General features: G+C 41.4%; 23 protein-coding genes and 1 pseudogene. 11 read left to right on the top strand and 13 right to left on the bottom strand.

From position 1 onward, the window contains the following. Window positions 1-26 precede the first annotated feature (26 nt). On the bottom strand, window positions 27-2,549 hold the full coding sequence (gene gyrA / locus WS42_RS00120; protein ID WP_022160895.1) for a DNA gyrase subunit A: 2,523 nt from the start codon (window positions 2,547-2,549) through the stop codon (window positions 27-29). 124 nt (window positions 2,550-2,673) lie between these two features. Beyond that, complete coding sequence (locus WS42_RS00115) at window positions 2,674-3,465, bottom strand: MBL fold metallo-hydrolase (RefSeq protein WP_013611028.1); 792 nt, start codon at window positions 3,463-3,465, stop codon at window positions 2,674-2,676. Window positions 3,466-3,569: 104 nt separating this feature from the next. On the opposite strand from WS42_RS00115, the gene WS42_RS00110 reads away from it, so the two are divergent. Together WS42_RS00110 and WS42_RS00105 are read left to right on the top strand one after the other, a co-directional pair. Next, window positions 3,570-4,289, top strand: a complete 720-nt coding sequence (locus tag WS42_RS00110; protein ID WP_022160894.1) for an SAM-dependent methyltransferase — start codon at window positions 3,570-3,572, stop codon at window positions 4,287-4,289. Window positions 4,290-4,346: 57 nt separating this feature from the next. Continuing rightward, window positions 4,347-5,408 (top strand): class I fructose-bisphosphate aldolase, encoded by a 1,062-nt coding sequence (locus WS42_RS00105; protein WP_013611026.1) that lies wholly within the window; start codon window positions 4,347-4,349, stop codon window positions 5,406-5,408. Window positions 5,409-5,550: 142 nt separating this feature from the next. Here the strand turns inward: WS42_RS00105 and gpmA are convergent, their stop codons facing one another. The 3 genes from gpmA to WS42_RS00090 form a co-directional block, all read right to left on the bottom strand. After that, window positions 5,551-6,297, bottom strand: coding sequence for a 2,3-diphosphoglycerate-dependent phosphoglycerate mutase (gene gpmA, locus WS42_RS00100; RefSeq protein WP_013611025.1), 747 nt, complete (start codon window positions 6,295-6,297; stop codon window positions 5,551-5,553). A gap of 91 nt (window positions 6,298-6,388) precedes the next feature. Then, entirely contained in the window at window positions 6,389-6,940 is a 552-nt protein-coding gene (locus tag WS42_RS00095; protein ID WP_013611024.1) for a ferritin family protein, read from the bottom strand. A gap of 41 nt (window positions 6,941-6,981) precedes the next feature. Continuing rightward, window positions 6,982-7,407 carry a Fur family transcriptional regulator gene (locus WS42_RS00090; RefSeq protein WP_013611023.1) on the bottom strand — a complete coding sequence of 142 codons (426 nt, stop codon included), beginning with the start codon at window positions 7,405-7,407 and terminating at the stop codon, window positions 6,982-6,984. A 159-nt stretch (window positions 7,408-7,566) separates the two neighbouring features. On the opposite strand from WS42_RS00090, the gene WS42_RS00085 reads away from it, so the two are divergent. The 4 genes from WS42_RS00085 to WS42_RS00070 all read left to right on the top strand — a co-directional run bounded on the left by WS42_RS00085 (window position 7,567) and on the right by WS42_RS00070 (window position 11,542). Then, a complete protein-coding gene (locus WS42_RS00085) occupies window positions 7,567-7,875 on the top strand; it encodes a hypothetical protein (protein WP_140398579.1) in 309 nt (102 codons plus the stop codon). A 61-nt stretch (window positions 7,876-7,936) separates the two neighbouring features. Next, the gene (locus WS42_RS00080) at window positions 7,937-10,066 is read left to right on the top strand and encodes a TonB-dependent receptor (protein ID WP_046405989.1); all 2,130 of its coding nucleotides are present in this window, start codon (window positions 7,937-7,939) and stop codon (window positions 10,064-10,066) included. Window positions 10,067-10,083: 17 nt separating this feature from the next. Further along, window positions 10,084-10,773, top strand: a complete 690-nt coding sequence (locus WS42_RS00075; RefSeq protein WP_022160890.1) for a hypothetical protein — start codon at window positions 10,084-10,086, stop codon at window positions 10,771-10,773. 127 nt (window positions 10,774-10,900) lie between these two features. After that, window positions 10,901-11,542: a superoxide dismutase gene (locus WS42_RS00070; RefSeq protein ID WP_022160889.1), complete on the top strand. Its 642-nt coding sequence runs from the start codon at window positions 10,901-10,903 to the stop codon at window positions 11,540-11,542. Between the two features lie 58 nt (window positions 11,543-11,600). On the opposite strand, the gene WS42_RS00065 is transcribed toward WS42_RS00070, so the two are convergent. The 6 genes from WS42_RS00065 to WS42_RS00040 are packed head-to-tail and all read right to left on the bottom strand — an operon-like array spanning window position 11,601 to window position 17,238. Next, window positions 11,601-13,754 (bottom strand): S46 family peptidase, encoded by a 2,154-nt coding sequence (locus WS42_RS00065; RefSeq protein ID WP_022160888.1) that lies wholly within the window; start codon window positions 13,752-13,754, stop codon window positions 11,601-11,603. Window positions 13,755-13,783: 29 nt separating this feature from the next. Then, window positions 13,784-14,359 (bottom strand): Maf family nucleotide pyrophosphatase, encoded by a 576-nt coding sequence (locus WS42_RS00060; protein ID WP_046450609.1) that lies wholly within the window; start codon window positions 14,357-14,359, stop codon window positions 13,784-13,786. Window positions 14,360-14,385: 26 nt separating this feature from the next. After that, complete coding sequence (locus WS42_RS00055; protein ID WP_022160886.1) at window positions 14,386-15,339, bottom strand: geranylgeranylglycerol-phosphate geranylgeranyltransferase; 954 nt, start codon at window positions 15,337-15,339, stop codon at window positions 14,386-14,388. 38 nt (window positions 15,340-15,377) lie between these two features. Further along, the gene (locus WS42_RS00050) at window positions 15,378-15,911 is read right to left on the bottom strand and encodes a KdsC family phosphatase (RefSeq protein ID WP_013611016.1); all 534 of its coding nucleotides are present in this window, start codon (window positions 15,909-15,911) and stop codon (window positions 15,378-15,380) included. A gap of 12 nt (window positions 15,912-15,923) precedes the next feature. Next, window positions 15,924-16,757, bottom strand: coding sequence for a Rossmann-like and DUF2520 domain-containing protein (locus WS42_RS00045; RefSeq protein ID WP_013611015.1), 834 nt, complete (start codon window positions 16,755-16,757; stop codon window positions 15,924-15,926). Beyond that, window positions 16,747-17,238 (bottom strand): hypothetical protein, encoded by a 492-nt coding sequence (locus WS42_RS00040; RefSeq protein ID WP_013611014.1) that lies wholly within the window; start codon window positions 17,236-17,238, stop codon window positions 16,747-16,749. The genes WS42_RS00045 and WS42_RS00040 overlap by 11 nt, the downstream gene beginning before the upstream one ends. A 101-nt stretch (window positions 17,239-17,339) precedes the next feature. Here WS42_RS00040 and WS42_RS00035 point away from each other — a divergent pair, with 101 nt between their 5' ends. The 3 genes from WS42_RS00035 to buk all read left to right on the top strand — a co-directional run bounded on the left by WS42_RS00035 (window position 17,340) and on the right by buk (window position 20,793). Next, the gene (locus WS42_RS00035; RefSeq protein ID WP_013611013.1) at window positions 17,340-18,125 is read left to right on the top strand and encodes an aminotransferase class IV; all 786 of its coding nucleotides are present in this window, start codon (window positions 17,340-17,342) and stop codon (window positions 18,123-18,125) included. A gap of 150 nt (window positions 18,126-18,275) precedes the next feature. Beyond that, window positions 18,276-19,619, top strand: coding sequence for a serine hydrolase domain-containing protein (locus WS42_RS00030; RefSeq protein WP_022160885.1), 1,344 nt, complete (start codon window positions 18,276-18,278; stop codon window positions 19,617-19,619). A 103-nt stretch (window positions 19,620-19,722) separates the two neighbouring features. Beyond that, on the top strand, window positions 19,723-20,793 hold the full coding sequence (gene buk, locus WS42_RS00025; RefSeq protein WP_013611011.1) for a butyrate kinase: 1,071 nt from the start codon (window positions 19,723-19,725) through the stop codon (window positions 20,791-20,793). Window positions 20,794-20,871: 78 nt separating this feature from the next. Here the strand turns inward: buk and WS42_RS00020 are convergent, their stop codons facing one another. Further along, window positions 20,872-21,639 (bottom strand): YaaA family protein, encoded by a 768-nt coding sequence (locus WS42_RS00020; protein ID WP_022160883.1) that lies wholly within the window; start codon window positions 21,637-21,639, stop codon window positions 20,872-20,874. A 243-nt stretch (window positions 21,640-21,882) separates the two neighbouring features. Between WS42_RS00020 and rbp the strand changes: the two genes are divergently transcribed. Both rbp and WS42_RS00010 read left to right on the top strand, forming a co-directional pair. After that, window positions 21,883-22,203: an RNA-binding regulator gene (gene rbp / locus WS42_RS00015; RefSeq protein WP_013611009.1), complete on the top strand. Its 321-nt coding sequence runs from the start codon at window positions 21,883-21,885 to the stop codon at window positions 22,201-22,203. A 365-nt stretch (window positions 22,204-22,568) separates the two neighbouring features. Beyond that, window positions 22,569-23,126, top strand: a complete 558-nt coding sequence (locus tag WS42_RS00010; RefSeq protein WP_013611008.1) for an RNA polymerase sigma factor — start codon at window positions 22,569-22,571, stop codon at window positions 23,124-23,126. A gap of 301 nt (window positions 23,127-23,427) precedes the next feature. Here the strand turns inward: WS42_RS00010 and WS42_RS00005 are convergent. Then, window positions 23,428-23,796 (bottom strand): annotated as a pseudogene (locus WS42_RS00005) (RagB/SusD family nutrient uptake outer membrane protein); the annotation flags it as partial.

Here is a 23,796-nt window from a genome sequence, read left to right as displayed (position 1 = left end):
ATTCCACGTATTTTACGTGATCTTGGTTACACATTTTCTTCAGACTGTCCGTTCGGCTCTGCTTCTCCCCTTTCTTCCTCGGCAACTACCTCACTATTCTCTTCATCTTTCGCGGCAGAAACTTTCGCTACGGCAGCAATCGAATCCTCATTTCTTAAGTTGATCAGTTTCACACCCTGGGTATTCCGTCCCATCACTCGCAAGGAAGAAACTTCAAGCCGGATAGTTAATCCCGAACGATTGATAATCATCAGGTTATCTTCGTCCGTTACATCGATCAACGCAATCAGATTACCTGTTTTTTCAGTCATATTGATGGTCTTGACCCCTTTACCGCCCCGATTGGTGATCCGATAATCTTCGATCGCCGAGCGTTTGCCGAAGCCATTTTCGGATACAACCAGAATATTGGCATTATTAGGCTCGACACAAACCATACCGATCGCTTCGTCGTCGTCTTCCATCCAGATTCCTCTGACTCCCGAAGCGGTACGTCCCATCGGCCGCACCTTAGACTCGGGAAAACGAATGGCTTTACCGGATTTTACGGCAATCATGATGTCATTCTCTCCATTGGTCAGCTTAGCTTCCAGCAACTGGTCGCCCTCTTTGATGGTAATGGCATTCACTCCATTCTGACGGGGACGTGAATAAGCCTCCAGTGTTGTTTTCTTAATGATACCTTTTTTGGTACACAATACGATATAATTGCTGTTGATATAGTCATAATCTTTTAAATCCAGCAGATTGATATAAGCTTTCACTTTATCGTCCGGTTCAATATTCAATAGATTCTGGAGTGCCCGTCCTTTGGATTGTTTCGTACCTTCGGGTATTTCGTATACTTTCAGCCAGAAACATTTTCCCTTTTCTGTAAAGAAAAGCATGGTATTGTGCATGGTGGCCATAATCATATGTTCCAGGAAGTCTTCATCCCGTGTAGCCGAACCTTTCGATCCGACTCCTCCCCGGTTCTGCACTTTATATTCGGACAACGGAGTACGTTTAATATAACCCATATGAGAAATCGTGATCACCATTTCTTCATCTGCATAAAAATCTTCCGGATTGAATTCTTCGGAAGCATAAACGATATCTGTCCGGCGGTCGTCCCCATACTGTGCTTTTACAGCCAACAACTCGTTCTTAATAATCTCCATTCTCAGTTCGACATGGGCCAGAACGTCGTTCAAATGAGCGATCAGTTTTTCGATATCTTCATATTCGGCCCTTAATTTATCTTGTTCCAGCCCTGTCAATTGCCCCAGACGCATAGCGACGATTGCTGCTGCTTGTTTGTCTGTCAGACTGAACGCATCCATCAAGGCAGTCTGAGCGTCCTGAGGCGTTTTTGAAGCCCGGATCAAACGAATCACTTCGTCGATGTGATCGGAAGCAATGATCAGACCTTCCAGGATATGTGCCCGTTCTTCCGCTTTTCTCAATTCGAATTGAGTACGACGAACGACCACATCGTGCCGGTGTTCTACGAAGTAACGGATGATATCTTTCAGATTGAGTAATCTCGGACGTCCGTGAACCAAAGCGACGTTATTTACTCCGAAAGAAGATTGGAGGGCGGTATGTTTCAATAAAGTATTCAATACAACATTCGAAATCGCATCTTTCTTGATATCGATAACGATACGCATTCCTTCCCGGTCGGATTCGTCATTGATATTCGAGATACCGTCGATTTTCTTTTCGTTGATCAGGTCGGCAATCCGGGAAATCAACTCTGCTTTGTTGACCATATAGGGGATTTCGTGAACGATCAACTTTTCCCTACCGTTCGGCATCACCTCTACCGAAGTTTTCGGACGAATGACGACACGTCCCCTCCCGGTCAGATAGGATTCACGTACTCCACTGTATCCGTAGATCGTTCCACCGGTAGGAAAATCCGGAGCTTTAATAATTTTGATCAGCTCTTCGATGTCGATATCGTTATTATCGATATAAGCACAAATAGCATCTATAGCGTCTTTGATGTTGTGAGGCGGCATATTGGTAGCCATACCGACGGCAATCCCCGAGGCTCCGTTCACTAATAAATAAGGTATACGGGTCGGAAGAACTGTCGGTTCTTTCAACGAACCGTCGAAGTTATCCATCATATCGACGGTATCCTTGTCGATATCGATCAACATATCTTCAGTAATTTTCGCCATACGTGCTTCCGTATAACGCATTGCAGCAGGACTATCCCCGTCTACCGAGCCAAAGTTTCCCTGACCGTCCACCAACGGATAGCGCAATGACCATTCCTGTGCCATCCGGACCATAGCCATGTACACGGAACTATCGCCGTGAGGATGATACTTACCCAACACCTCTCCTACAATTCTAGCTGACTTCTTGTATGGTTTACCCGAGGTCAATCCCAATTCATCCATACCGAACAAGACTCGTCTATGAACGGGTTTCAGACCATCACGTACATCTGGTAAAGCCCGCGAAACAATCACCGACATTGAATAGTCAATGTAAGATGATTTCATTTCCTCTTCAATGTTGATTTTAATAATTTTTTCTCCGCCGTTTTCCATCTATATTTAAATTACTGTTAATCAAAGAAATAAAAGGGAAAACCACACTGTTTTTCCCTAATTCTGTAAAAATCACACAAATGTAATAAATTCAGACATTATAAAAGAAATTTACCTCTTCTTTTTACGATCGATTTTCGAAAATCTCCCGATCAGGAATTTCAATTTCCAGGGTATCGTATGCTAATTTTACCTGAACAGGCAACTCTTTCGATACCTCTGCCGAAAGTCCCATTTGATGACCGATATGGGTCAAAAAAGCACTTTTAGGCTGGATACGGGCTATCATGGTAAGTGCTTCTTCTAAATTGAAGTGAGACATATGCAATTCCTTGCGAAGTGCATTTATTACCAGATATTCGACCCCCTTCAGCCGTTCCATGGAAGAGGCCGGGATTGTTTTTGCATCGGTGATATAAGCAAAATTACCGATCCGAAATCCCAGTACGGGCATTTTATAATGCAAAACCGGAATAGGAACCACTTGAATATCATCTATGTAAAAAGGCCGGTCGTCGATCACATGATAGTTGATTTCAGGCACACCGGGATAACGGAAAGCTGCGAAGGCATAAGAGAAATCTTTGTATACAACTTCCCGGGTTCCCTCGTTACCGTATACGTCGACAGCTCCTTGTTTCACCCAATTGAAAGCCCGCACATCATCCAAGCCACCGATATGGTCTTTATGGCCATGGGTCAGTAATATCGCCCGCAGGTCTTTCACCTGACTCCGGAGCATTTGATACCGGAAATCGGGTCCTGCATCTATAATAATTTTCTTTCCTTTTATATCCAGCATGGCAGAAGCTCTCAGCCGTTTATCATGTGGATCGGCTGAACGGCATACCGGACAATCACAAGCAATCACGGGAATACCCTGTGATGTTCCACTTCCCAGAATAGTTAATTTCATACAGTCTTAAATTGTCTCCACAAAGATAACATATATTACAAAATTGGTGTTACCTTTGAACAGATTTTAATTCCTAAAATGTCTATCGATTTCTGAATTTTAATATGGGAAAATTATTTCTGATTCCCAATACGTTGGGAGATTCAAATATCTATGGGGTGTTACCTTCCGAAGTAATCGCCCGCATTAAAAATATAAAAATATTCGCCAGCGAAAATCCTAAAAATACCCGTCGTTTCTTGAAACAGATCGATAAATCGATTGTTTTGGAGGAATTGACTTTTTTGGAATTAAACGAACATTCGGATCGCAAAGCAGTCGAAGCTTGTTTGCCTTACCTGGAGAAAGAGGATGTCGGTATTATTTCAGAGGCCGGTTGTCCGGGAATCGCAGATCCCGGAGCAGAATTGGTCGCTTTAGCCCATCGGAAAGCGATTCAAGTTGTGCCGCTGGTCGGTCCATCGTCGATTTTGTTGGCTTTAATCGCTTCGGGCTGTAACGGCCAGCATTTTTCATTTAACGGTTATCTGCCCGTAAAGAGCCCCGAAAGAAATAAAGCCTTAAAAAATTTTGAACGCCAGTCACAAGCTGAAAACCGAACCCAGATTTTTATTGAAACCCCTTACCGGAATCTGAAGCTTTTTGAAGAAATGCTTCAAGTATTACATCCTCAAACTTTACTTTCGATAGCTTGTGATATTACTACTGAAAATGAATATATCAGAACAATGTCTATTCAGGATTGGAAGAAACAGAAACCGGATATCAATAAACGGCCGGCAATCTTTCTGATCTATGCTTCTACCGGAATTAAAACCCGCTGACCGGAAACAACCTGCAAAAAATACCGTAAACCGAATATGAACTAAAATATTTCGTTTATGGAAAAATCTATCAGAATCGCCCAGATTCTTGGCGATAAGCAAGAATATTATTTAGGACATTCTTGTAAAACGATCGACAAATCACTTCTCTACACTCCAGGGCCTGATGTTATTGAAAAGGTTTGGATGAATAGCGACCGGAATCTCCCGACCCTGAATAATATGCGGAGATTGTTGATGCAGGGAAGATTGGCCAATACCGGATATGTATCCATTTTGCCGGTAGATCAGGGGGTCGAACACACGGCAGGGGCTTCTTTCGCTCCTAATCCGCTGTATTTCGATCCGGAAAACATCGTTAAACTAGCTATTGAAGGAGGATGTAATGCCGTTGTTTCTACTTTCGGAGTTTTGGGGAGTGTCGCCCGGAAGTATGCCCATAAAATACCGTTTGTAGTAAAAATCAATCACAACGAACTTCTTAGTTATCCCAATTCATACGACCAGATTTTATTCGGTCAGGTCAAAGAAGCCTGGGATATGGGAGCCATCGGAATCGGTGCGACTATTTATTTCGGTTCACCGGAAAGTCGCAGACAACTGGTCGAAATTGCGAAAATATTCGGTCAGGCGCATGAATTAGGTATGTTTACCATTTTATGGTGTTATCTGCGGAATCCGGCATTCAAAAAATTCGGTAAGGATTATCATGTTGCAGCCGATCTGACCGGGCAGGCAAATCATCTGGGCGTGAGTATAGAAGCAGATATCATAAAACAGAAACTTCCCGAGAACAACGGTGGTTTTTCTGCCTTGAATTATTCTAAATCCGATCAACGGATGTACACTGAATTAACCTCCGAACATCCGATCGATCTATGCCGCTATCAAGTGGCTAATTGTTATATGGGACGTATCGGCCTGATCAATTCGGGCGGGGAATCCCACGGGGAAAGTGACTTAAAAGAAGCTGTCATCACCGCTGTAGTCAATAAAAGAGCCGGCGGTATGGGCTTGATTTCAGGCCGAAAAGCCTTCCAAAAACCAATGGCTGAAGGAGTTCAATTATTACATGCCATACAGGATGTCTATCTGGATTCCCATATTAAACTGGCTTAAATATTAGAAATGGACAGATTTTCAATTTATAAATTCCTTGGATCCTACAGGACTGGCACTTTATTTCCGATCGGTCACACCAGCGACCGTAGAGACACGTCTATAGGGTCCAGGGAATTGAGGAACTTTAAACAAAAAAGATTCACTTTTTTTGTCCTTGTTTGGCTACTGCTTCCATCAATTTCTTAATTTCTTCGGGATCTCCCAGAAAATAGTCGTTGATCAGGCGAAGGTCATTGTCGAAATCAAAAACATAAGGTACGGCTGTAGGAAGGTTCAAACCGACGATATCTTCATCGGAAATATTTTTCAGGTATTTAATGATTCCTCTCAAGCTGTTTCCGTGCGCAGTAACCAAAATTTGATCGATATGTGTCAATGAAGGAAATATTTCTTCTTTCCAATAAGGTAAGATACGTTCGACAGTATCTTTCAAAGATTCTGTTTCAGGCAATAAGGCTGGCGGTACATCTTTATATCTGGGATCGAATCGGGGATTCCGTGGATCTTCCGGTGATAAAGCCGGGGCCGGAATATCATAACTTCGCCGCCAGATCAATACTTGTTCGTCACCGTATCGGGCAGCAGTCGTACTTTTATTGAGTCCTTGCAGAGCCCCGTAATGTTTTTCGTTCAGCCGCCAGTTTTTCTCTACCGGAATCCAATCCTGGTCTAAACGGTCGAGTACATAATTCTGTGTTTTGATGGCTCTTTTCAGATAAGAAGTATAGGCTTTGTCGAATACAAATCCCTTTTCTTTCAGTAAATCTCCGGCTTTGATGGCTTCTTGAATCCCTTTGGGAGATAAATCGACATCCGTCCAGCCGGTAAATTTATTTTCCTGATTCCACAGACTTTCTCCGTGGCGTAATAAAACGATCCTTTTCATCCTATTTCGATTTAATGTTTCTAAATCATACGATGCAAGGCCCGTCAGAGTTTTATATCCCGCAGGTAAAGCTTACCCGCGGGATGTGGGATTATTTTTTGAAATATCTGTTGTACAGACCTTCAAACCCTTTTCCATGACGGGCTTCGTCTTTACACATTTCATGAACGGTATCGTGGATAGCATCCAGGTTGAGTTTTTTAGCCAGCGTAGCGATTCTCTTCTTGTCTTCACAAGCACCGGCTTCAGCTTCCATTCTTTTTTTCAGGTTGGTCTCGGTATCCCAGACACATTCGCCGAGCAACTCACAAAATTTAGCTGCATGTTCTGCTTCTTCCCAGGCATAACGCTTGAAAGCTTCCGCCACTTCCGGATAACCTTCCCGGTCTGCCTGACGACTCATAGCCAAATACATCCCTACTTCGGTACATTCTCCAGTGAAATGAGCTTTCAGTCCTTCTAAAACTTCAGCATCTACTCCTTTAGCTACACCGATCACATGTTCGTCTGCAAAAGTTAAAGCACCTTCGGTTTCAACCAATTCTTTGAATTTACTTCTTGGAACTTTACACTGAGGACAGAATTCAGGAGCTTCTTCACCTTCATAAACATAACCACATACCGTACAGATAAACTTTTTCATAACGTCTTGATTTTATTGATTAATATAATTTAAAGGGGTTACTACCCTGCCGTTTTATTTCTACAAGCTTTACAATATCCTTTATAATAAAGATGGGTTTCCGTGACATACAAATCCCCGATCTGTTTGGTATTTAATAATCCTATTTTTTCAACCGGAATATCGAACACCCGATTACACGCACAACACTGGAAATGAGCATGACAGGAAGTATCGATGTCGAACCGAACATTTTTATCGTCGATAACCAGTGGAAGTACCGCTCCTTGCTCGGCAAACAGACGCATCGTATTGTATACCGTCGTTTTAGACAAAGTAGGTACTTGGATACACAATGCATGATATATATCGTCGGCAGTAGGATGAATACGGTTTTCCATCAGATATTCTACAATAGCTATCCGTTGCAAAGAAGGTTTAATCCCACACTTTTCCAAATAATCCCGTGCATTGATATTTGTATTCATTGTTAAATTGTAATCATTACAAATTTATAACGAATACAAAATTACAACTTTTTTATAAAAAACAAAAATTTCAATGTTTTTTAGAGGAAAAAATTAATCTGCTATTTTTACTCTATCCTTCCATTTTATTTGTAGTTTTGTAACATGTTTTTTCTGGGAATGTCAGCACACCTATTTATTTACCTGCTGGTTCCGGCCTTTTTGATCGTGTGTTTTTATTTCAGAGGCGCTGCAGGTAGTCCGGAAGTCGATCCAATACTCCCGGAAGCTGTTGTGTATCAACAAACCGGAACATCTTCTTTTGAAAAGGCTTACTTTTATCAGGTTGAAAAACAAGAACAAAAAACTTATTCCAAGGCAGAGGTATTCTGTGACTGCAAGCCGGATCTTCCGTTATTTCAATCCGTTTTTTACCTCTCTCCTGCCCTTACCCACCTGCTTTTACGGGCACCTCCTGCAACTGTTTAAACTTATTTATTCGGCTGCCCGAATTTTACCAACATCGTTTTTTAATTAAAAAAAATTCAATATGCGTTTTATTTTTTGCATTATTGGTGTATTACTATATAGTGGACTTTCTGCGCAACAAATGTCCGTTTTATCGACGGATTCCACCTACAATATAGTAAGAGAATTACAAGAAGTAGTCGTTACCGCCGAAAAGAGAGAACTGAATCCAGGTGATATTCCGACCGCTTTAACGGTCATTACCCCCCGTTCTATTCCCGGAGAGAACAATCCGGATTTACGGAATATTTCCGGAATAGTTCCTAATTTTTATATGCAGGAAGGAGGGTTAAAATTATCAACTCCCCTCTATATCCGCGGTATCGGTACTGTTTCGGGTACCCCACCTGTCGGACTTTATGTAGACGGTGTACCCGTATTCGATAAGAACGCCTTTGTCTTCGATTTATACGACATCCGGCAAATCGAAGTGCTGCGCGGACCTCAAACGACCTTGTACGGGCGTAATAGTATCAACGGTTTGATCAATATAAACACCAATCCCCCGTCGAATGTATTCGCTGCACAGGTAAAAATAGGATATTCCAGTTACCGGTCACAAAATTATAATTTAGTCCTGAACCTTCCCTGGAAACGTTTATATAATAAATTGTCTTTCTCGTACAATAAGTCTGAAGGCTATTTCAAAAATCACTATGAACAAGACCGGAAATCCAATCCTTCAGACTCCTATAATATTCGTTATCAGGGGAATGTATTTACGGGAAATAACTGGGAAATTGGTTTCGGTATAAACTTCAACCATTCCTTCGACGGAGGTTATGCCTATGCTGCGATCGATTCGCTGAAAGTACATCGCTATACGGTAAATTACAATATACCTTCTTCTTATAAGCGCGACCTGCTTTCTTCCTATCTGAATTTGAAAAAGAAATGGCAAAGACTTGCTTTTAATACGGTCACTTCTTATTCCCGGACGCAGGACAGACAGATGCTCGATGCAGATTTTACTTATCTGGATGTATTCGATAACGGTAAAAAATCCAGGCAGAACTTACTGACTCAGGAGTTCAATATCCAGTCAAATGAAAACCGGCATGTCGATTGGACTGCCGGGGCTTTCGGTTTTTATAAAGATCTGACGAATCGTTATCTGGCGACCTTTGGGAAAGACAAGGCTTATTTATTGCCCATGGCTTTGGATAACGCTAAGTACCATAATAATACGGTAACCTGGGGAATAGCCGGATACGGTCAGGTAACCCTAAAGGAAATATGGCCGGGTATGTCCCTGACGGCAGGTTTGCGGTATGATTACGAAAAATCGGAATTGAACTACCGGGATAGTTTGTTGTTCAGTGGACAACAACAATATACAAGTTACCACGATTCGAAGGAAGATAAAGGTTTTAAAGCCTGGTTGCCCAAGTTTTCACTTTTACAGAGATGGAACGATAACCTGTCTTTATATTTGAGTGTTTCTAAAGGCTATAAAGCCGGGGGCTACAACATTATCGTCAATGAGATGAGCTCACAGGTGGTCGATCTCCGCTATGATGAAGAGAAACTTTGGAATTATGAGATCGGTATGAAATATTTCAGTTCCGATTATAAATTCAATCTGAATGCTGCTCTGTTCTACATCGATTGGGAAGACCAGCAGATCTTCGTCATGGGAATGATGGGACCTGGCATAAAGAATGCCGGTGATGCTCATAGTCTGGGAGGTGAAATGGATTTGCGCTGGGAATTTTTGCCTAATCTCACTTATATACTATCGGCCGGATATAGCCATGCTGAATATTACCACAATCTGGATAAATCCCATGAAGGCAATCGGATCGTCATGGCTCCTGAGTTTACAGGCAATACGGGTTTCATTTACCAGAAAGCGGTAAAAACTTCCTGTTTTCGTTCATTTGTCGCTTCAACGACTGTGACTGGATTCGGGACACAATATTTCGATGAAGCCAATCTGCTGAAACAAAAACCTTATTTTTTGTGGAATCTGGATCTTTCTATTTCGGGTAAATACGCCGATTTTAGGATATGGGGGAAGAACATACTGGATAAAGCTTTCTTTACTTATATGCTGAACAATCCTGTCGGTCAAAAATTACCGATCTACAACGATATGGGACAATCCGGAGCCCCTGCCCGCTTCGGTGCTTCTGTTACTTTTAAAATTTAATTATTAAAACTTTGAATATGAAAACATTAATCTCTTTATTCCTGATAAGCTTTGTTGCGTTTTGCACGATATCCTGTAACGACGACGATAAGGATACACCCGATCTGGCCAATAGATACGGGGCATACGAAAAACCCCATTTTGCATTCGAATATGCCAGCGATACCATTCGTATCGGCATGAAACCGTATTATGAAAAGAAAATCGCTGTGACAGAGTTTAAAGCTATGTTCAATGCCATGGCAACCGAAAAAATGGGAGCCTATTTCAAGGGAATCCAGTTTAAAGAAAATAAGCAGCTGATCATTTCAGCCCGGATGAAAGAGGGTGACGTGTACAATCTCCCCGGAACCTACGAGTTATCGGGTAATTATTTGCAGATTACTTTAGACAAAGAGGTCATGGCGCATCTGATGGGAGATAAAGCGGCCAATATTCCTGCTATCAGTTTCAAGTACGATATCCGGGGAAAACAGATGACGATGTATTTCGATAAAGTTTACCTTCAGGTGATTTATTCCATGATGGAAAATCAGATTGCCGCTATGATCGTCGATATGATGGAAATAGATTTCAGCCAGATGCCGGAAGGCATGGAAGCTATGATTATGAAAGAGGTAAAAAATCAGCTGGGAGAAATTTTGACACAAATCCGTAAAATAGAAATCGGCTTTGTACTTATGTTGGATGAGTTGGATTATGCATAACAGAGGATTACAAATACAAAAAAAACGGTTGAAATACTCATTCAACCGTTTTTTTTTATTACTTTAGAAACATTGAATTTTATCGTTACGTATTAATACTAATATCAACTATCAAATCTTATTTATTATGAATACAGAATCTTGTCATTGCGGTTTGCTTTCATGCAAAGAAGTTAACACCAGAGATAAAGACAATAAGTTTACCCTTCAACCTCTGCCCTACGCAGAAAATAGTCTGGAACCTTACATCAGCGAAAAGACGGTCAAATTCCATTATGGTAAACATTTGGCTGCTTATATCGACAATACCAACAAATTGAAGGCCGGAACTCAATTCGACGATCAGCCGATCCATGAGATCATCAAGAAAGCGTCCGGCGGTTTATTCAATAATGCAGCTCAGGTTTTTAATCATTATTTTTATTTCGAAGCCCTGCACCATTCCGGAGCACAGGCTCCCCGAGGCAAATTAAGCAATCTGCTGGAAAAGAATTTCGGCAGTTTCGAGGATTTCAAGGAAAAATTCACCCAAGCCGGAACGGCTCTCTTCGGATCAGGCTGGGTATGGTTGGTACAGGAAGATGATAAATTAGAGATTTGGCCGGCTCCGAATGCCGAAAATCCATTGAAAAACGGTAAATATCCCTTGTTGACCATGGATGTCTGGGAGCATGCTTACTACCTCGACACACAAAATGCAAGAGCAAAATACATTGAAAATTTCTGGCAAATAGTCAACTGGGAAGTTGTAGAGAAAAGAGTAAAATAAAAAACAGAACTAAAAAAACGCTCATCTGCCCCAAAGCTTAGACAGATGAGCGTTTTTTTTAATCGGTAACAATGACCATCTCGTCGATCAGATGACTGGCTCCGGCTAATTTATCGATGATAAAAAGGACATAGCGGATATCCACCGAAATGTTCCGGCATATTTCAGCGTCATATTGCATATCCGACATCACGCCATCCCAAGCCCGGTCGAAGTTCAGACCGATCAAATGGCCTTCGGCATTTAAAACCGGACTACCGGAATTTCCACCGGTAGTATGATTGGTGGCTATAAAACAAACCGGAATTTCTCCGTTTTGGGTATAATTTCCGAAATCTTGATTCTGATAAATCTCTCTCAGCCGTTGCGGAACATTATAATCATAGATTTCAGGATTATCTTTTTCCATAATCCCATTTAAAGTCGTATAATGTTTGTAATAAACCGCATCACATGGCGAATAGCCCTGTACTTTTCCGTAAGCGACCCTCAGCGTAGAGTTGGCGTCTGCATAAAAGGTTTTATCCGGCTGCATTTCCATCAAACCGGCAAGCCAAATTTGATTTAAGCGGGTAATTTCTTTTTCTATTTTAGCTAATTCGGGAAATATATTTTGCGCATAAAAAGTATTCATCGAAAGCGATAGACGGTAAGCCGGATCTTTCTCTAACTTTTTATAGGTATCCGGAGTAGCTTGCGCGATGAGTTTCATCGTATTTTCCTGATCTGCAAGTATAGATTTAGAGAAAAGCGTCTGTACATAAGCTTCGATGCCTTTTTTCCGGTTAGCCAGTTGCACTTCTTCCGGAATCCAGTCCGGAGTCAGGTTCTGATTATAAAGCCGCAACATCTCCACCAGGATTTTCTGATCGGTAGCTGCATCATAATCCTTATAAAACTCCTCAGCTCCTGCTTTCAGTTGCTCTTTGGCTTCCTCTAGCTTTTCGGCAGAAACGTTCAGTTTTTTATAAATATCGGCTGCCCAGCCAACGATCTCGGCACCTCGTTTACCGGCTTCATTAAGATAAGAAGCGGCCAGTATCAGGTCTTTTCTCTTCTGATAGAGTTCCTTGTACTGATTCAGTAAGCTATTGTATTCTTTTTTATCTGCAGCCCATTGTAGAAATTCTTTTTCCTGCTGTTGTTTCAAGGCAATCGTATTGAATCTTTTCAGCCCTTTGGTTTCTCCCTGCCACTTTTTCCAGGCATTCGCAACACTGGCAGCTTTGGAAGCATATTTGATCCGCAGCAATTCATCCGATTCCATGGCGTCGTTGATGATATTCAATTTTGCCGTACGGATAGCTATCTTATGCGGATTTTCTATGTTCTGAAGCTGTTCTATCGCATAAGAAGTCAGGTATTCATTAGTAGTCCCGGGATATCCGAAAACCATCGTAAAATCTCCTTCCTGTATCCCTTTATTGGAAATTTTGAAGAAAGTCGCCGGACGGTAGGGTTTGTTGTCGGCCGAATAAGCCGCAGGTTCATTATTCGCATCGGCATAGATACGCAATACCGAAAAATCTCCGGTATGTCTCGGCCACATCCAGTTGTCGGTATCTCCTCCGAATTTACCGATAGCCGATGGTGGTGCGCCTACTAAACGAACGTCTTTGTAAATTTTAAATACCGACATAAAATATTGATTCCCATTAAAATATGGCTTAATATTCGCCATTAGGTTAGTCCCTTTGACTGCTTCTGCTTCCAATTGTTTACAAATGGAGGTAATCTTTGCATTCTTTTCTTGTTCGGTCATTTCCGGAGATAATTGTGCCTTCACTTTTTCAGTCACATCCTCCATGCGGACTAAAATAGAAGCAGTCACTCCCGGATTAGCCAATTCCTCTGCTTTGGTCTTAGCCCAAAAACCATCTCTCAGGTAGTTGTGTTCCAAACTACTGTGGTTCTGAATCATGTCGAAGGAACAATGGTGATTGGTTACTACCAGTCCTTCGTTGCTGATGATTTCACCGGTACAAAAATGAAAAAAAGGCTGCCCTTCCCGGCCCAGACCGATAACGGCATCTTTTAAAGAGGCTTTATTAATATCGTAAATATCTTCTGCGGTCAGTTTGAACCCCTCTTTTTGCATGTCTTCGATATTGTATTTCTTCAACAACATGGGAATCCACATGCCTTCGTCGGCATAACAACCTATCCAGCTCATCCATAAAGCCAGAACTAAAAACAGAGCTTTTTTCTTCATAGATTTGGTTTTATTGTTTATAATTTATGTTATGATTTCTTCGGAAAACGTCTCAAAGCTTCGTACAGTTGTTGAACCGGTAGTCCCATGACATTATAAAAAGAACCTTCTATTCTTTCAATCCCGATGTAACCGATCCATTCCTGTATTCCATAAGCACCTGCCTTATCGAAAGGTTTATAGGTATCTACATAACAGATAATTTCCTGATCCAACAAAGTTTTGAAATAGACGTCCGTATAGGCAGAAAAGGAACGGTGTTCCTGAAGCGTGGTCAGACACACTCCGGTGACAACCTGATGTTTTCTTCCCGATAATCGATGTAGCATTTCGATTGCATGTTCCCGGTTTTCAGGCTTGCCGAGTATCTTCGCATCCAAGCAGACCACGGTATCGGCTGTAATCAATAACTCACCTTCTTTCAGTTCCCCGTCGAACGCTTTGGCTTTCAAACCAGCCAGATATTCCGGAACCTCCTCTACGGCCAATCCCTCAGGCCAGATTTCTTCCGTATGTTTTAGTCTTACTTCAAACTTAAATCCGGCATCACACATCAACTGATGCCGTCTTGGAGAAGCCGAAGCCAATATTAATTTATATTCCATAGATCTTATTTTTATTATCCGATCGTTCAATCTGCAAAAATAAGGAAAAAGAAATGTCTTAAAAATACACTGACACCCAAACACAATACCATAATCAGACGAATCAGCCACAATTGGAAGCGTCTTTTCCGCTTACCGCTCAAGATGGAGATGATATATATCCCATAAGGAAGCAACAAAGCGAAGATGATGTAAATCAGTATGGCTAAAGAAGCTGAGAATTCGACGAAATAGGCCAGCACAGCCGAAATCATAGCTACACCTGCTAAAGCGGTAATAATTCCTTCTGCCGCCCTGATTCCCAACTTTACAGGAATGGTATGATTCCCGTTTTCCCGGTCTCCTTCTACCGTGTATATATCCTTATTGATCTCATACATCAAAGTATTCAAAAAGATAAACCAGGCGAATCCAAATACCCAATCGAACATGTATAAAAAATTCGTTCCGGTTTCGATGAGGAGTTCTGCATAAGCCATATTCAATAACGGAATTTCGTAAACGATAGCACTGATTGGAATCAAAGAAGCCAGTATACCCACCAACAAATTTCCCGTCAAAAAATATTTCTTGTAAGTAGAAGAATAGAACCAAAGGATTCCGGATACCAACAGGAACAGGATTCCGATTTTCCAGACTCCCACGGCAAATCCCAGATAAAAGGCGATAGAAACGGCAAACAGGTTAAGTACAGTATGTAACGATATGGCCACTCTCCGGCTAATGCTTTTTCCTACAACGACCTTTTTAATTCCTGAAATCCGATCGCTTTTGGTATCGAAATAATCGTTGATCACATAAGCCCCCGATATCAGACAGCATACGGCAACAACGAGCAGAAAAAACGCCCACCCGGTCATTTGTAAAGCCAATCCATTGATATCCAGCATCGGCCGAATGACCAGATAACGCATGGCATACATCGTCAGAGCTGCAAAAGCAATGGTACGAATCCGTATTAACCGAAGTATCTCATACATACTTACTTATTATTATATAAATAAACTTTTTCTTCAATTTACATGCTTTTTACATAACAGTTGGTATCCATCCAATCTCCCTTCGCTTTCAGCACCTGGGAAATAACATCTCTTACACATCCGTCTCCTCCAGTGATATCAGAAATATACCTGGCAACCGATTTGATTTCCTCGCAAGCATCCAGCGGGCAAACCGGTAATCCGACTTGGGTCATCACTTTATAATCCGGAATGTCGTCGCCCATATACATAATGGCTTCTTTGTCCAGCGAATAACGTTGTTCGATTTCTGCTAAAGCCTCTGTTTTATTAGCGACTTTGAGATAAATATCCTCCGGTCTGACTCCTAATTTCTCCAAACGTTCGCGTACGCCCGGTGCCCCACCTCCCGAAATAACGGCAATGATATACCCTTTCCGGATAGCGTACATAATGGCATATCCGTCTTTCGTGCAGGAAGTTCTTATCAATTCTCCGTCCGGTGTGAGATTTTGGGATTGATGTGACAATACTCCGTCGACATCGAATACAAAAGCCCGTATTTTTTTAAGTTCGTCTTTAAAAAATTTCATTTTCTATTTTGATTACCACAAAGTTAACATTAAAGGTTTATTATCGCTCTCCGCTTTCTGTTCGGCAGACTTCAATACGGAAGCACGGATAGAATCAGAAAGTTGGGTATACAAATTTAATAATTTCCGGTTATCTTTCAGCATCGCCTTATGCATACCCAGGATCGACTCATCTCCCCGGCGGGCAGGACCTGTCTGGGCATTTTCGGGAGTCATCAGCATGACTTTGTGAGCCGTTTCAAAAATCAAAGGGCGTAATAAACTGAAATCCAATCCTTCCTGTTCCAAAATCTGTCCGGCAATACCGTATAAATGATTGACGAAATTATTGGCAAAGACTGCAGCCAAGTGCAAAGTTTTCCTTTTCTCTGAAGAAATTTCCTCTACTCTCACCGACAAGAGTCTTGTCAATCCCCGGAGCACTTCCAGAACCTCCGGATTCGAAGCCTCGATACACAAGGGGATCTCTTTAAAATCCAGATCCCTCTTTTTGGTAAAAGTCTGTAAAGGATACAAAACTCCGTAATAAGTGACATAGGGCTTAAAAATATCCATGGGCAAACTGCCGGACGTATGCAGGATTATAGCCTCTTTATTGATCCGGATACTCTTGAACAGTGAGAGTAATGCATCGTCACTTACACAAAAAATATAAATATCTCCATCCGGATAGATACCGAAAAGATCAGCAGTATAAGTAATACCGGTTTTCCTGCCTAATTCCCGGGCCGATTCGATACTCCGGCTATAAATCTGACACAAATTCAACCCTGCTTTCAATAAGGCAGGAGCTAAATGATGAGCGACATTCCCTGCTCCGATCAATATGATCCGTTTATCCTTCATTCTCAAATGCTATATTTTTCGGTTTTATCCGGCCTTCCTTCAAATGATTCACCAAACGCCGGCAAGCCTGACAAATATCCTGATAAAACACGTCGGCTATTAAAACTAATTTTCCTCCGGAATACTGTAAATGCTGATAACGACCGGCAGGATCTGCATGGTTTAAAAGCAACAAATCCCCTCCTGGAATAAATGTATGTGTCATTTGGTTGCGCAATTTATCATATAAATAAAGCTTATCGTTCAACAAACGATATCTTCCTCCGAACAACCGGTTTACACTATTTGAAAACCGACGGGAAGACTGTCCTTTCGCTTTCATCGGTTTATTGTCCAGAAAGCCGCCCAATACCTCGATCGCCTGTCCCATCAATACAAATGGCATATAAGAAATTTCTATTTCCTGCATTTTACCCAGCTCCCGGATAATCACCTCTTCCAGGAACAGCTCGATCTGTTGTATTTGTAAGCTATTCTCCATAAATGTGCCCAAAATTACGCCAAATTATTGAGAAACGGAAATAGGTATTTTGTATCTTTGTAAAAACTTATAAGAATAAACGATTTGAATATTGTAAAGCCATGATTTTACAGAATAACCTTGTTACATCAGAGGCCGGATTTTCAGAAAAAATATTTGAAAAGGGCCTGAGCATATACGAAGTGATCCGGATTTTTAAAGGGAATCCCATCTTCTTAAAAGATAATCTCTTAAGATTGGATAATTCACTAAAAAAATCAAACATCGATATTCATGTGGAAGATTTAAACCTACCGGATAAATTGCAGCATTTTATCCGGCTGGAAAACATGACCGAAGGTAATCTGAAATACGTACTGCATTTTACATCGGGCAAACCGGATGAATATATTTTCCAAATTCCGCATGCTTATCCCACTTCCGAAGATTATAAACAAGGAGTTCCGACCCTGACTTATTCTGCCATGCGTGAAAATCCCGGTGTAAAATACATCAATACGGATTTACGGACACGTACGAACCGACTGATAAAACAAAAACAGGTGTACGAGGTCTTATTGGTCGATAAAGAAGGATATATCACAGAAGGTTCCCGTTCCAATGTGTTCTTTATCGGGGACAATGTCATCTTTACTGCCCCTTTAGAGTATGTTCTTCCCGGCACAAGCCGGAAAAGAGTATTCGATATTTGCCATAAACATCGGTTTCCGATCATTGAAAAGCGTATTCCTGTCTCTGAATTAGCCCGGTATGATGCTGCTTTTCTGTCCGGGACTTCTCCTCTAATTTTGCCAATCAACCGAATCGATGAGCTTCGTTTCGATCCCGGATTACCATTATTACAAGAACTGATGAAATATTATTTCAGATTGCTTGAAGAGTGTTAAAGCCACTTTTAGGTAATATTAAGAAGTTTTTATTCCCCAAAAGTTTTATAAAAGTCATCTTTTTTATAATATTGCAAAATAATGGTATTAAAACTCGTTCGATGAGCATCTTGTGTATGAGATCCGCTCATTACAACATTAAAATAAGTAATGAAATATATTATATTGATACTGGTCGCCGGACTGATTATTTTTGTAAAGCCCTGGAGAATGAGTCTGGAAGAGAGTATATTTTCCCCGGCTGAAGATACGACCTTGTTATCTTCAACCCTTTCCTCCGATTCGCTTATGCTTTTCCCTGCAAATCAAGTTATTAATAACAATGACTCTGAATTGGACATCACCTTGAAATTCGATCGGATAATCCGAAAATTTATGCAAAAATGGGAAATTAAGGGAGCTTCTTTTGCTTTGATGAAGAACGATCGTTTGATTTATAGTAAAGGATATGGCTTTGCCGATGAAGAAGAAAACGTCCCCATGGATGTCATGCATGTTTTCCGGATAGCTTCTATCTCCAAGTTAATTACTGCCGTGGCTATCATGAAGTTGCAGGAAGAAGGTAAACTGACTTTACAGGATCGGGTTTTCGGTCCCGAGGGAATTTTAAACGATACCATTTTTTCAGATATAAAAGACCCCCGTACGACTAAAATCACCGTCGAAAATTTATTACGTCATCAGGGAGGATTTTCCATTGCCTATGGTGACCCCATGTTTTGTCCGGTTGAGATTGCCAGGAAAATGCAGGTACCTCCTCCTGCCGATCTGAATACGATGATACGATTCGTGCTTTCCCGAAGATTGGGATTTACTCCCGGTTCCGGAGCCCGCTATTCCAATATCGGTTACGGCATCTTATCTAAAGTAATAGAAAAGGTCTCGGGTGAAGATTACGAACTTTATGTAAAAAGACATATCTTGCGTCCTGCCGGTTGTTTCGACATGCATTTAGGTAAAAATCTGTATGATGATAAATTGCCTAATGAGGTAAAATATTATGAAGTTTCCAATGCAGAACAGATTCAGGCTTGTGATGGAAGCGGAAAATTGGTTGCACGTAGTAACGGTGGCAATAATATTGAAGAACTCTACGGTGCAGGTGGTTGGGTCGCTTCTCCAGCCGAACTTTTACGTTTCCTGGCAGTCATCGATAAAGATCCGGGTATCCCCGATCTGCTGAGTGATGCGTCGATCGACTACATGACCCAGGAAGTTCCCAGTGCCTACCCCATCGGTTGGATAGAGACGACTAGCCGGGGAGAATGGTTTCGTAGCGGTACATTAGCAGGTACCAGTGCATTGATGAAAAAGCAAAAAGACGGTTATTCGTGGGTATTCCTGACCAACACCAGCAGCTGGAAGGGCTCGCGTTTCCCTCATTACATCGACAATGCGGTAAGACAAGCTATGGCTTCTGTCCATTCATGGCCCGAACGCGATTTGTTTGAAATGCAACGATTCGATCATGAAAAACTTCTGGTTATTCGCTAATATCCTAAAATTAATATAAAATTGCTGCTTTTCTTTGAGTTTTGATTTCATTTTACAACTTTTGTAGTAAAATAATTAATAATCTAAACTCAACAGTGAAAGTATGTCATTTCAAATTTTAACCATCAATCCGGGATCGACCTCTACAAAAATTGCGATTTTTGAAGATGAAAAAGAGATCTTTTCCAAAACACTCCGTCATACAGCCGAGGAACTGAGTCCTTATGCAACCGTCGCTTCACAATTCCAATTCCGGAAGAATATCATTTTATCCGAATTGCAGCAAGCAGGTTGGGACATTCACGGCTTTCATGCAATCGTTGGCAGAGGCGGTTTAGTTAAACCGATCGAATCGGGAATCTATGAGGTAAATGATGCCTTGGCTCATGATCTGGAGTATCCGGTAATGGGAGAGCATGCTTCGAATCTGGGAGGATTGATCGCCCGGGATATCGTACGTGAAATGCATAACGGAACTAAAGCCTATATCGCAGACCCGGTTGTTGTGGATGAACTGGATCCGATCGCCCGGCTTTCCGGTCACCCTGCCCTTTCCAGGGTATCTATTTTCCATGCTTTGAATCAGAAAGTCATTGCACGAACCTATGCACGGGAAGTCGGGAAAAAATACGAAGAAATGAACCTGATCGTCGCCCATATGGGAGGTGGAGTCTCGGTCGGTGCACATTGTTGCGGACGTGTCGTCGATGTCAATAATGCCCTGGACGGAGACGGTCCCTTCTCCCCTGAACGCTCGGGAGGTCTTCCGACAGGTGCTTTGGTCGAATTGTGTTTTAGTGGAAAATCAAAGGCCGAAGTCAAGAAAATGCTGAAAGGGAACGGCGGAGTCGTTGCTTATTTGGGAACGAACGATATGCGGCTGGTGGAAGAGAAAGCACCGGTAGATGCAGAATATGGTATGATTCAGGATGCCATGTGTTACCAGATCGGGAAAGAAATCGGAGCTATGGCAGCTGTGTTGAAAGGGAAAGTTGATGCTATTTTACTGACCGGAGGTATTGCTTATGGCAAACCCATCACCGATTATATTACCCGTATGGTCGGCTTTATCGCCCCCGTGAAGGTTTATCCGGGAGAGGATGAAATGCGGGCTTTGGCTATGAATGGCCTGATGGTGTTACGTGGAGAAATGCAGGCAAAAACTTATGCCTGATTTTAGTTCCGATTTTAGGTTTTAAATAACTGCTAAGCTTCGATAGCCGTTTGTTTAAAATCTAAAATCGGCTTTTTCTTATCTGGCTCGGGTAAAAATATATCTTTCTGTATCCGAGATCTCTTTATTAAACTGAAATCCCTCCCACTCGAACCGGATTATTTCTTCCGGAGTTTCGAGACGATGAAGCAAAATATAACGGGTCATCGCTCCCCTGGCTTGTTTGGCATAAGTACGAATCGTTTCATATTTTCCATTCCGCCATTCCTGAAATTCCGGAGTTATCACTCTCACTTGTGCCCGGAGTTCTTTCTCATCGAAAGCTCCCCATACATCCAAACTGGCCAGATTGATCAATATTCCATCCGAACGCTTCACATCGCCGATCAGGGGAGCTGTTAGTTTGGGAAGCCAATATTCATACAAATTTTTCAGGTTCAGCCCTTTCAATTTTAACGTATATGCAAGCCGGTAAGCTTTTATCAGATCCAACGGGCGGAGTAAACCATACAGCACAGAAACAATCCGCAGGTGGTCCTGAATGTAGCCGAGATCGGCCACTGGAATCGTGTCGGTTTGCATGGTTTTGAACACACTCCCGTTATAGGCAAAAAGGGCTTGTTTCATTGGCGTGTCCGCCTGATCGAATTTTTGATAACGGTTGTAATTTTCCTCTGCCAGAGATTTGCTGACTTTCAGTAATTTCTGCAATTCTTCAACACCATATTGTTGCATTTTTCCAACCAACAGATCGGCATCTTGCTGAAATAAAGGCCAAGTAAACGGATAAGTATCTCCCAAAGTTTTCATATCCATAGTTTTGGCCGGCGAAAGGATAATGAGCATAAATTTCGATTTTAACTAACAAAAAATTTCCAATAAATTCATATTGGGTAAAGTTATGGATTTTTCACGGATAATAATTCGTTGTATTTAAAATAATAGCTTATCTTTGCGAGGTATTTGAGAATTGAATCAGTTTGTATTTAAAGCGACTTGCCTTCATGTATAATGTATCGTTAAGTAGACTTTCCTTCAGCTATCAACCTCATTTCGAATTTATTTTTAATTATTAAAGTTTTATACTTAATGAACATTTACATTTCAAATTTAAGTTATGCCGTAAATGATGGCGACTTAAAAGATTTATTTGGGGAATATGGAGAAATTTCCTCTGCAAAGGTAATTACTGATCGTGAAACCGGTAGATCACGTGGCTTTGGTTTCGTAGAAATGGCTGACGATGCACAAGGACAAAAAGCTATCGACGAACTGAATCAGGCTGAATATGATGGAAAAGTAATCAACGTAACTGTAGCTCGTCCTAGAACAGAACGTCCTGCAGGAAATCGTGGCGGTTTCCACCGTAACAACAACTTCAACGGTGAACGCAAAGAAAGAAGATACTAAAGTTGTGGAGGCTGTCTCATTCGAGTTCAGCCTCTTTTTTCAACTCCTAAATAGTCTTTGCTTTTATTTTCATATTTGTCGTTTTCATTTTTTTCTATCCTGTTTAAATTCTGTTTCCACTTTTTTTATATCACAAAGCTCGGAGCTTTTAGCTCCCTCATTACTTTGAAGGTTTCTGATCCGATGGGTTTGGCTTTGATTTCCCCGAAAGCTACATAAACCGAAATAAATTCTCCGGAACAAAGAGGATGAGACCGATTATCGTTGGAAGTATCAGTTTTAAAAATTATCTTTGTTTTCGAGGATATTCCTAAAAATGTGAAATTTCAGAGATATCAGAGACAGGTTTTAGCTAATTTTACTTCATGATCCAACATGCTTCGATAGACGACAGTACTCTTTTCGAACGTATTACCCGGCATGATGCCGAGGCTTTCGGAATCGTTATGCGGCGTTATGCAGGTGCACTCTATGCTTTTGCATTCAGGATCGTGGGAGATACGTTGGCTGCCGAAGATATTGTACAGGAAGTATTTATCAACCTTTGGGAAAAAAGACGGAAACTATCCCCCGGCCCATCCCTACGTAATTTTCTGTATCTCGCCGTTCGTAATCTATCCCTGAACCACCTTCGGATGCAGAAAAACCATCTTGCCCAAACCAATGCTTATCTGTTTGAACAAAAGGCAGGGCTTTGGGTGATAGAAGAAGAAAGATACCGGCTGCTTTCTGAGGCGATCAAACAACTTCCTCCACGTACAGCCACCGTAATCGGCTATTCCTGCGACGGCTTGTCGCAAGAAGAAATCGCCCGTAAGATGGGAATTACAGTTGCAACCGTAAAATTGCTGAAATCACACGGTATTCAAAAATTGAAAAAGATCCTCGGGCCTTTATCTTTTTTACTTGTGATGATGAAGTAGTTTTTTGGGGCAAGGCCAGAAAAAGTCCGGCTTCCCCCATCAGGAGCTTGCGAAGTAACACGAAGCAGGAAGGAAGTAACGCAGCCCGGTATGGGCTCCGCAGGTAAAAGCATATATGAACTGACGTATCGACGAAGGAAAGGATTATTTTCTTTTCAAAAATCTCCCACTAAATCATGAGATTGCTGAAAAAAAATAGACATGGGGAAAAAGAAAATCGCAATAAAAAACACATTTTATCACGATTTTCTTTAGAAAAAATTTGGAGGAGACTTAGAATTCAGTCCCTTTTCTTTTAGACTTAATACTTGTTTTGTTCAATATCTCCGTTACCGGCTATAATATCCGCATTGGGTATAGCGACTGCATATCTCCGTGATTGTGGGGTTAATGTGTATGTTTTAATGTTTCCAGTATCTACACTGTATTGATCTATATTATAAAAATTACGGGTGATAGTCACATCATCATTCGGATCAGTGTTAAAATTGCAACGACGAATATCATTCCAGCGCAAAGTAAATGGAAATTCACGCATACGTTCTTCCATTACTAACTTAATGGCTTCATCTTTGTTATTGGCTGTTAATTTGAGAACTTCATCGGGAGCATTGTTTGCAATACGATATTTTCGAAAATCATTAAGGGCTTGCATTGCTTCATTGGGATG

Source organism: Odoribacter sp. N54.MGS-14 (assembly GCF_000980295.1).
In the GTDB taxonomy this organism is placed as follows: domain Bacteria; phylum Bacteroidota; class Bacteroidia; order Bacteroidales; family Marinifilaceae; genus Odoribacter; species Odoribacter splanchnicus.
This window is presented reverse-complemented; position numbering and strand designations above follow the sequence as displayed.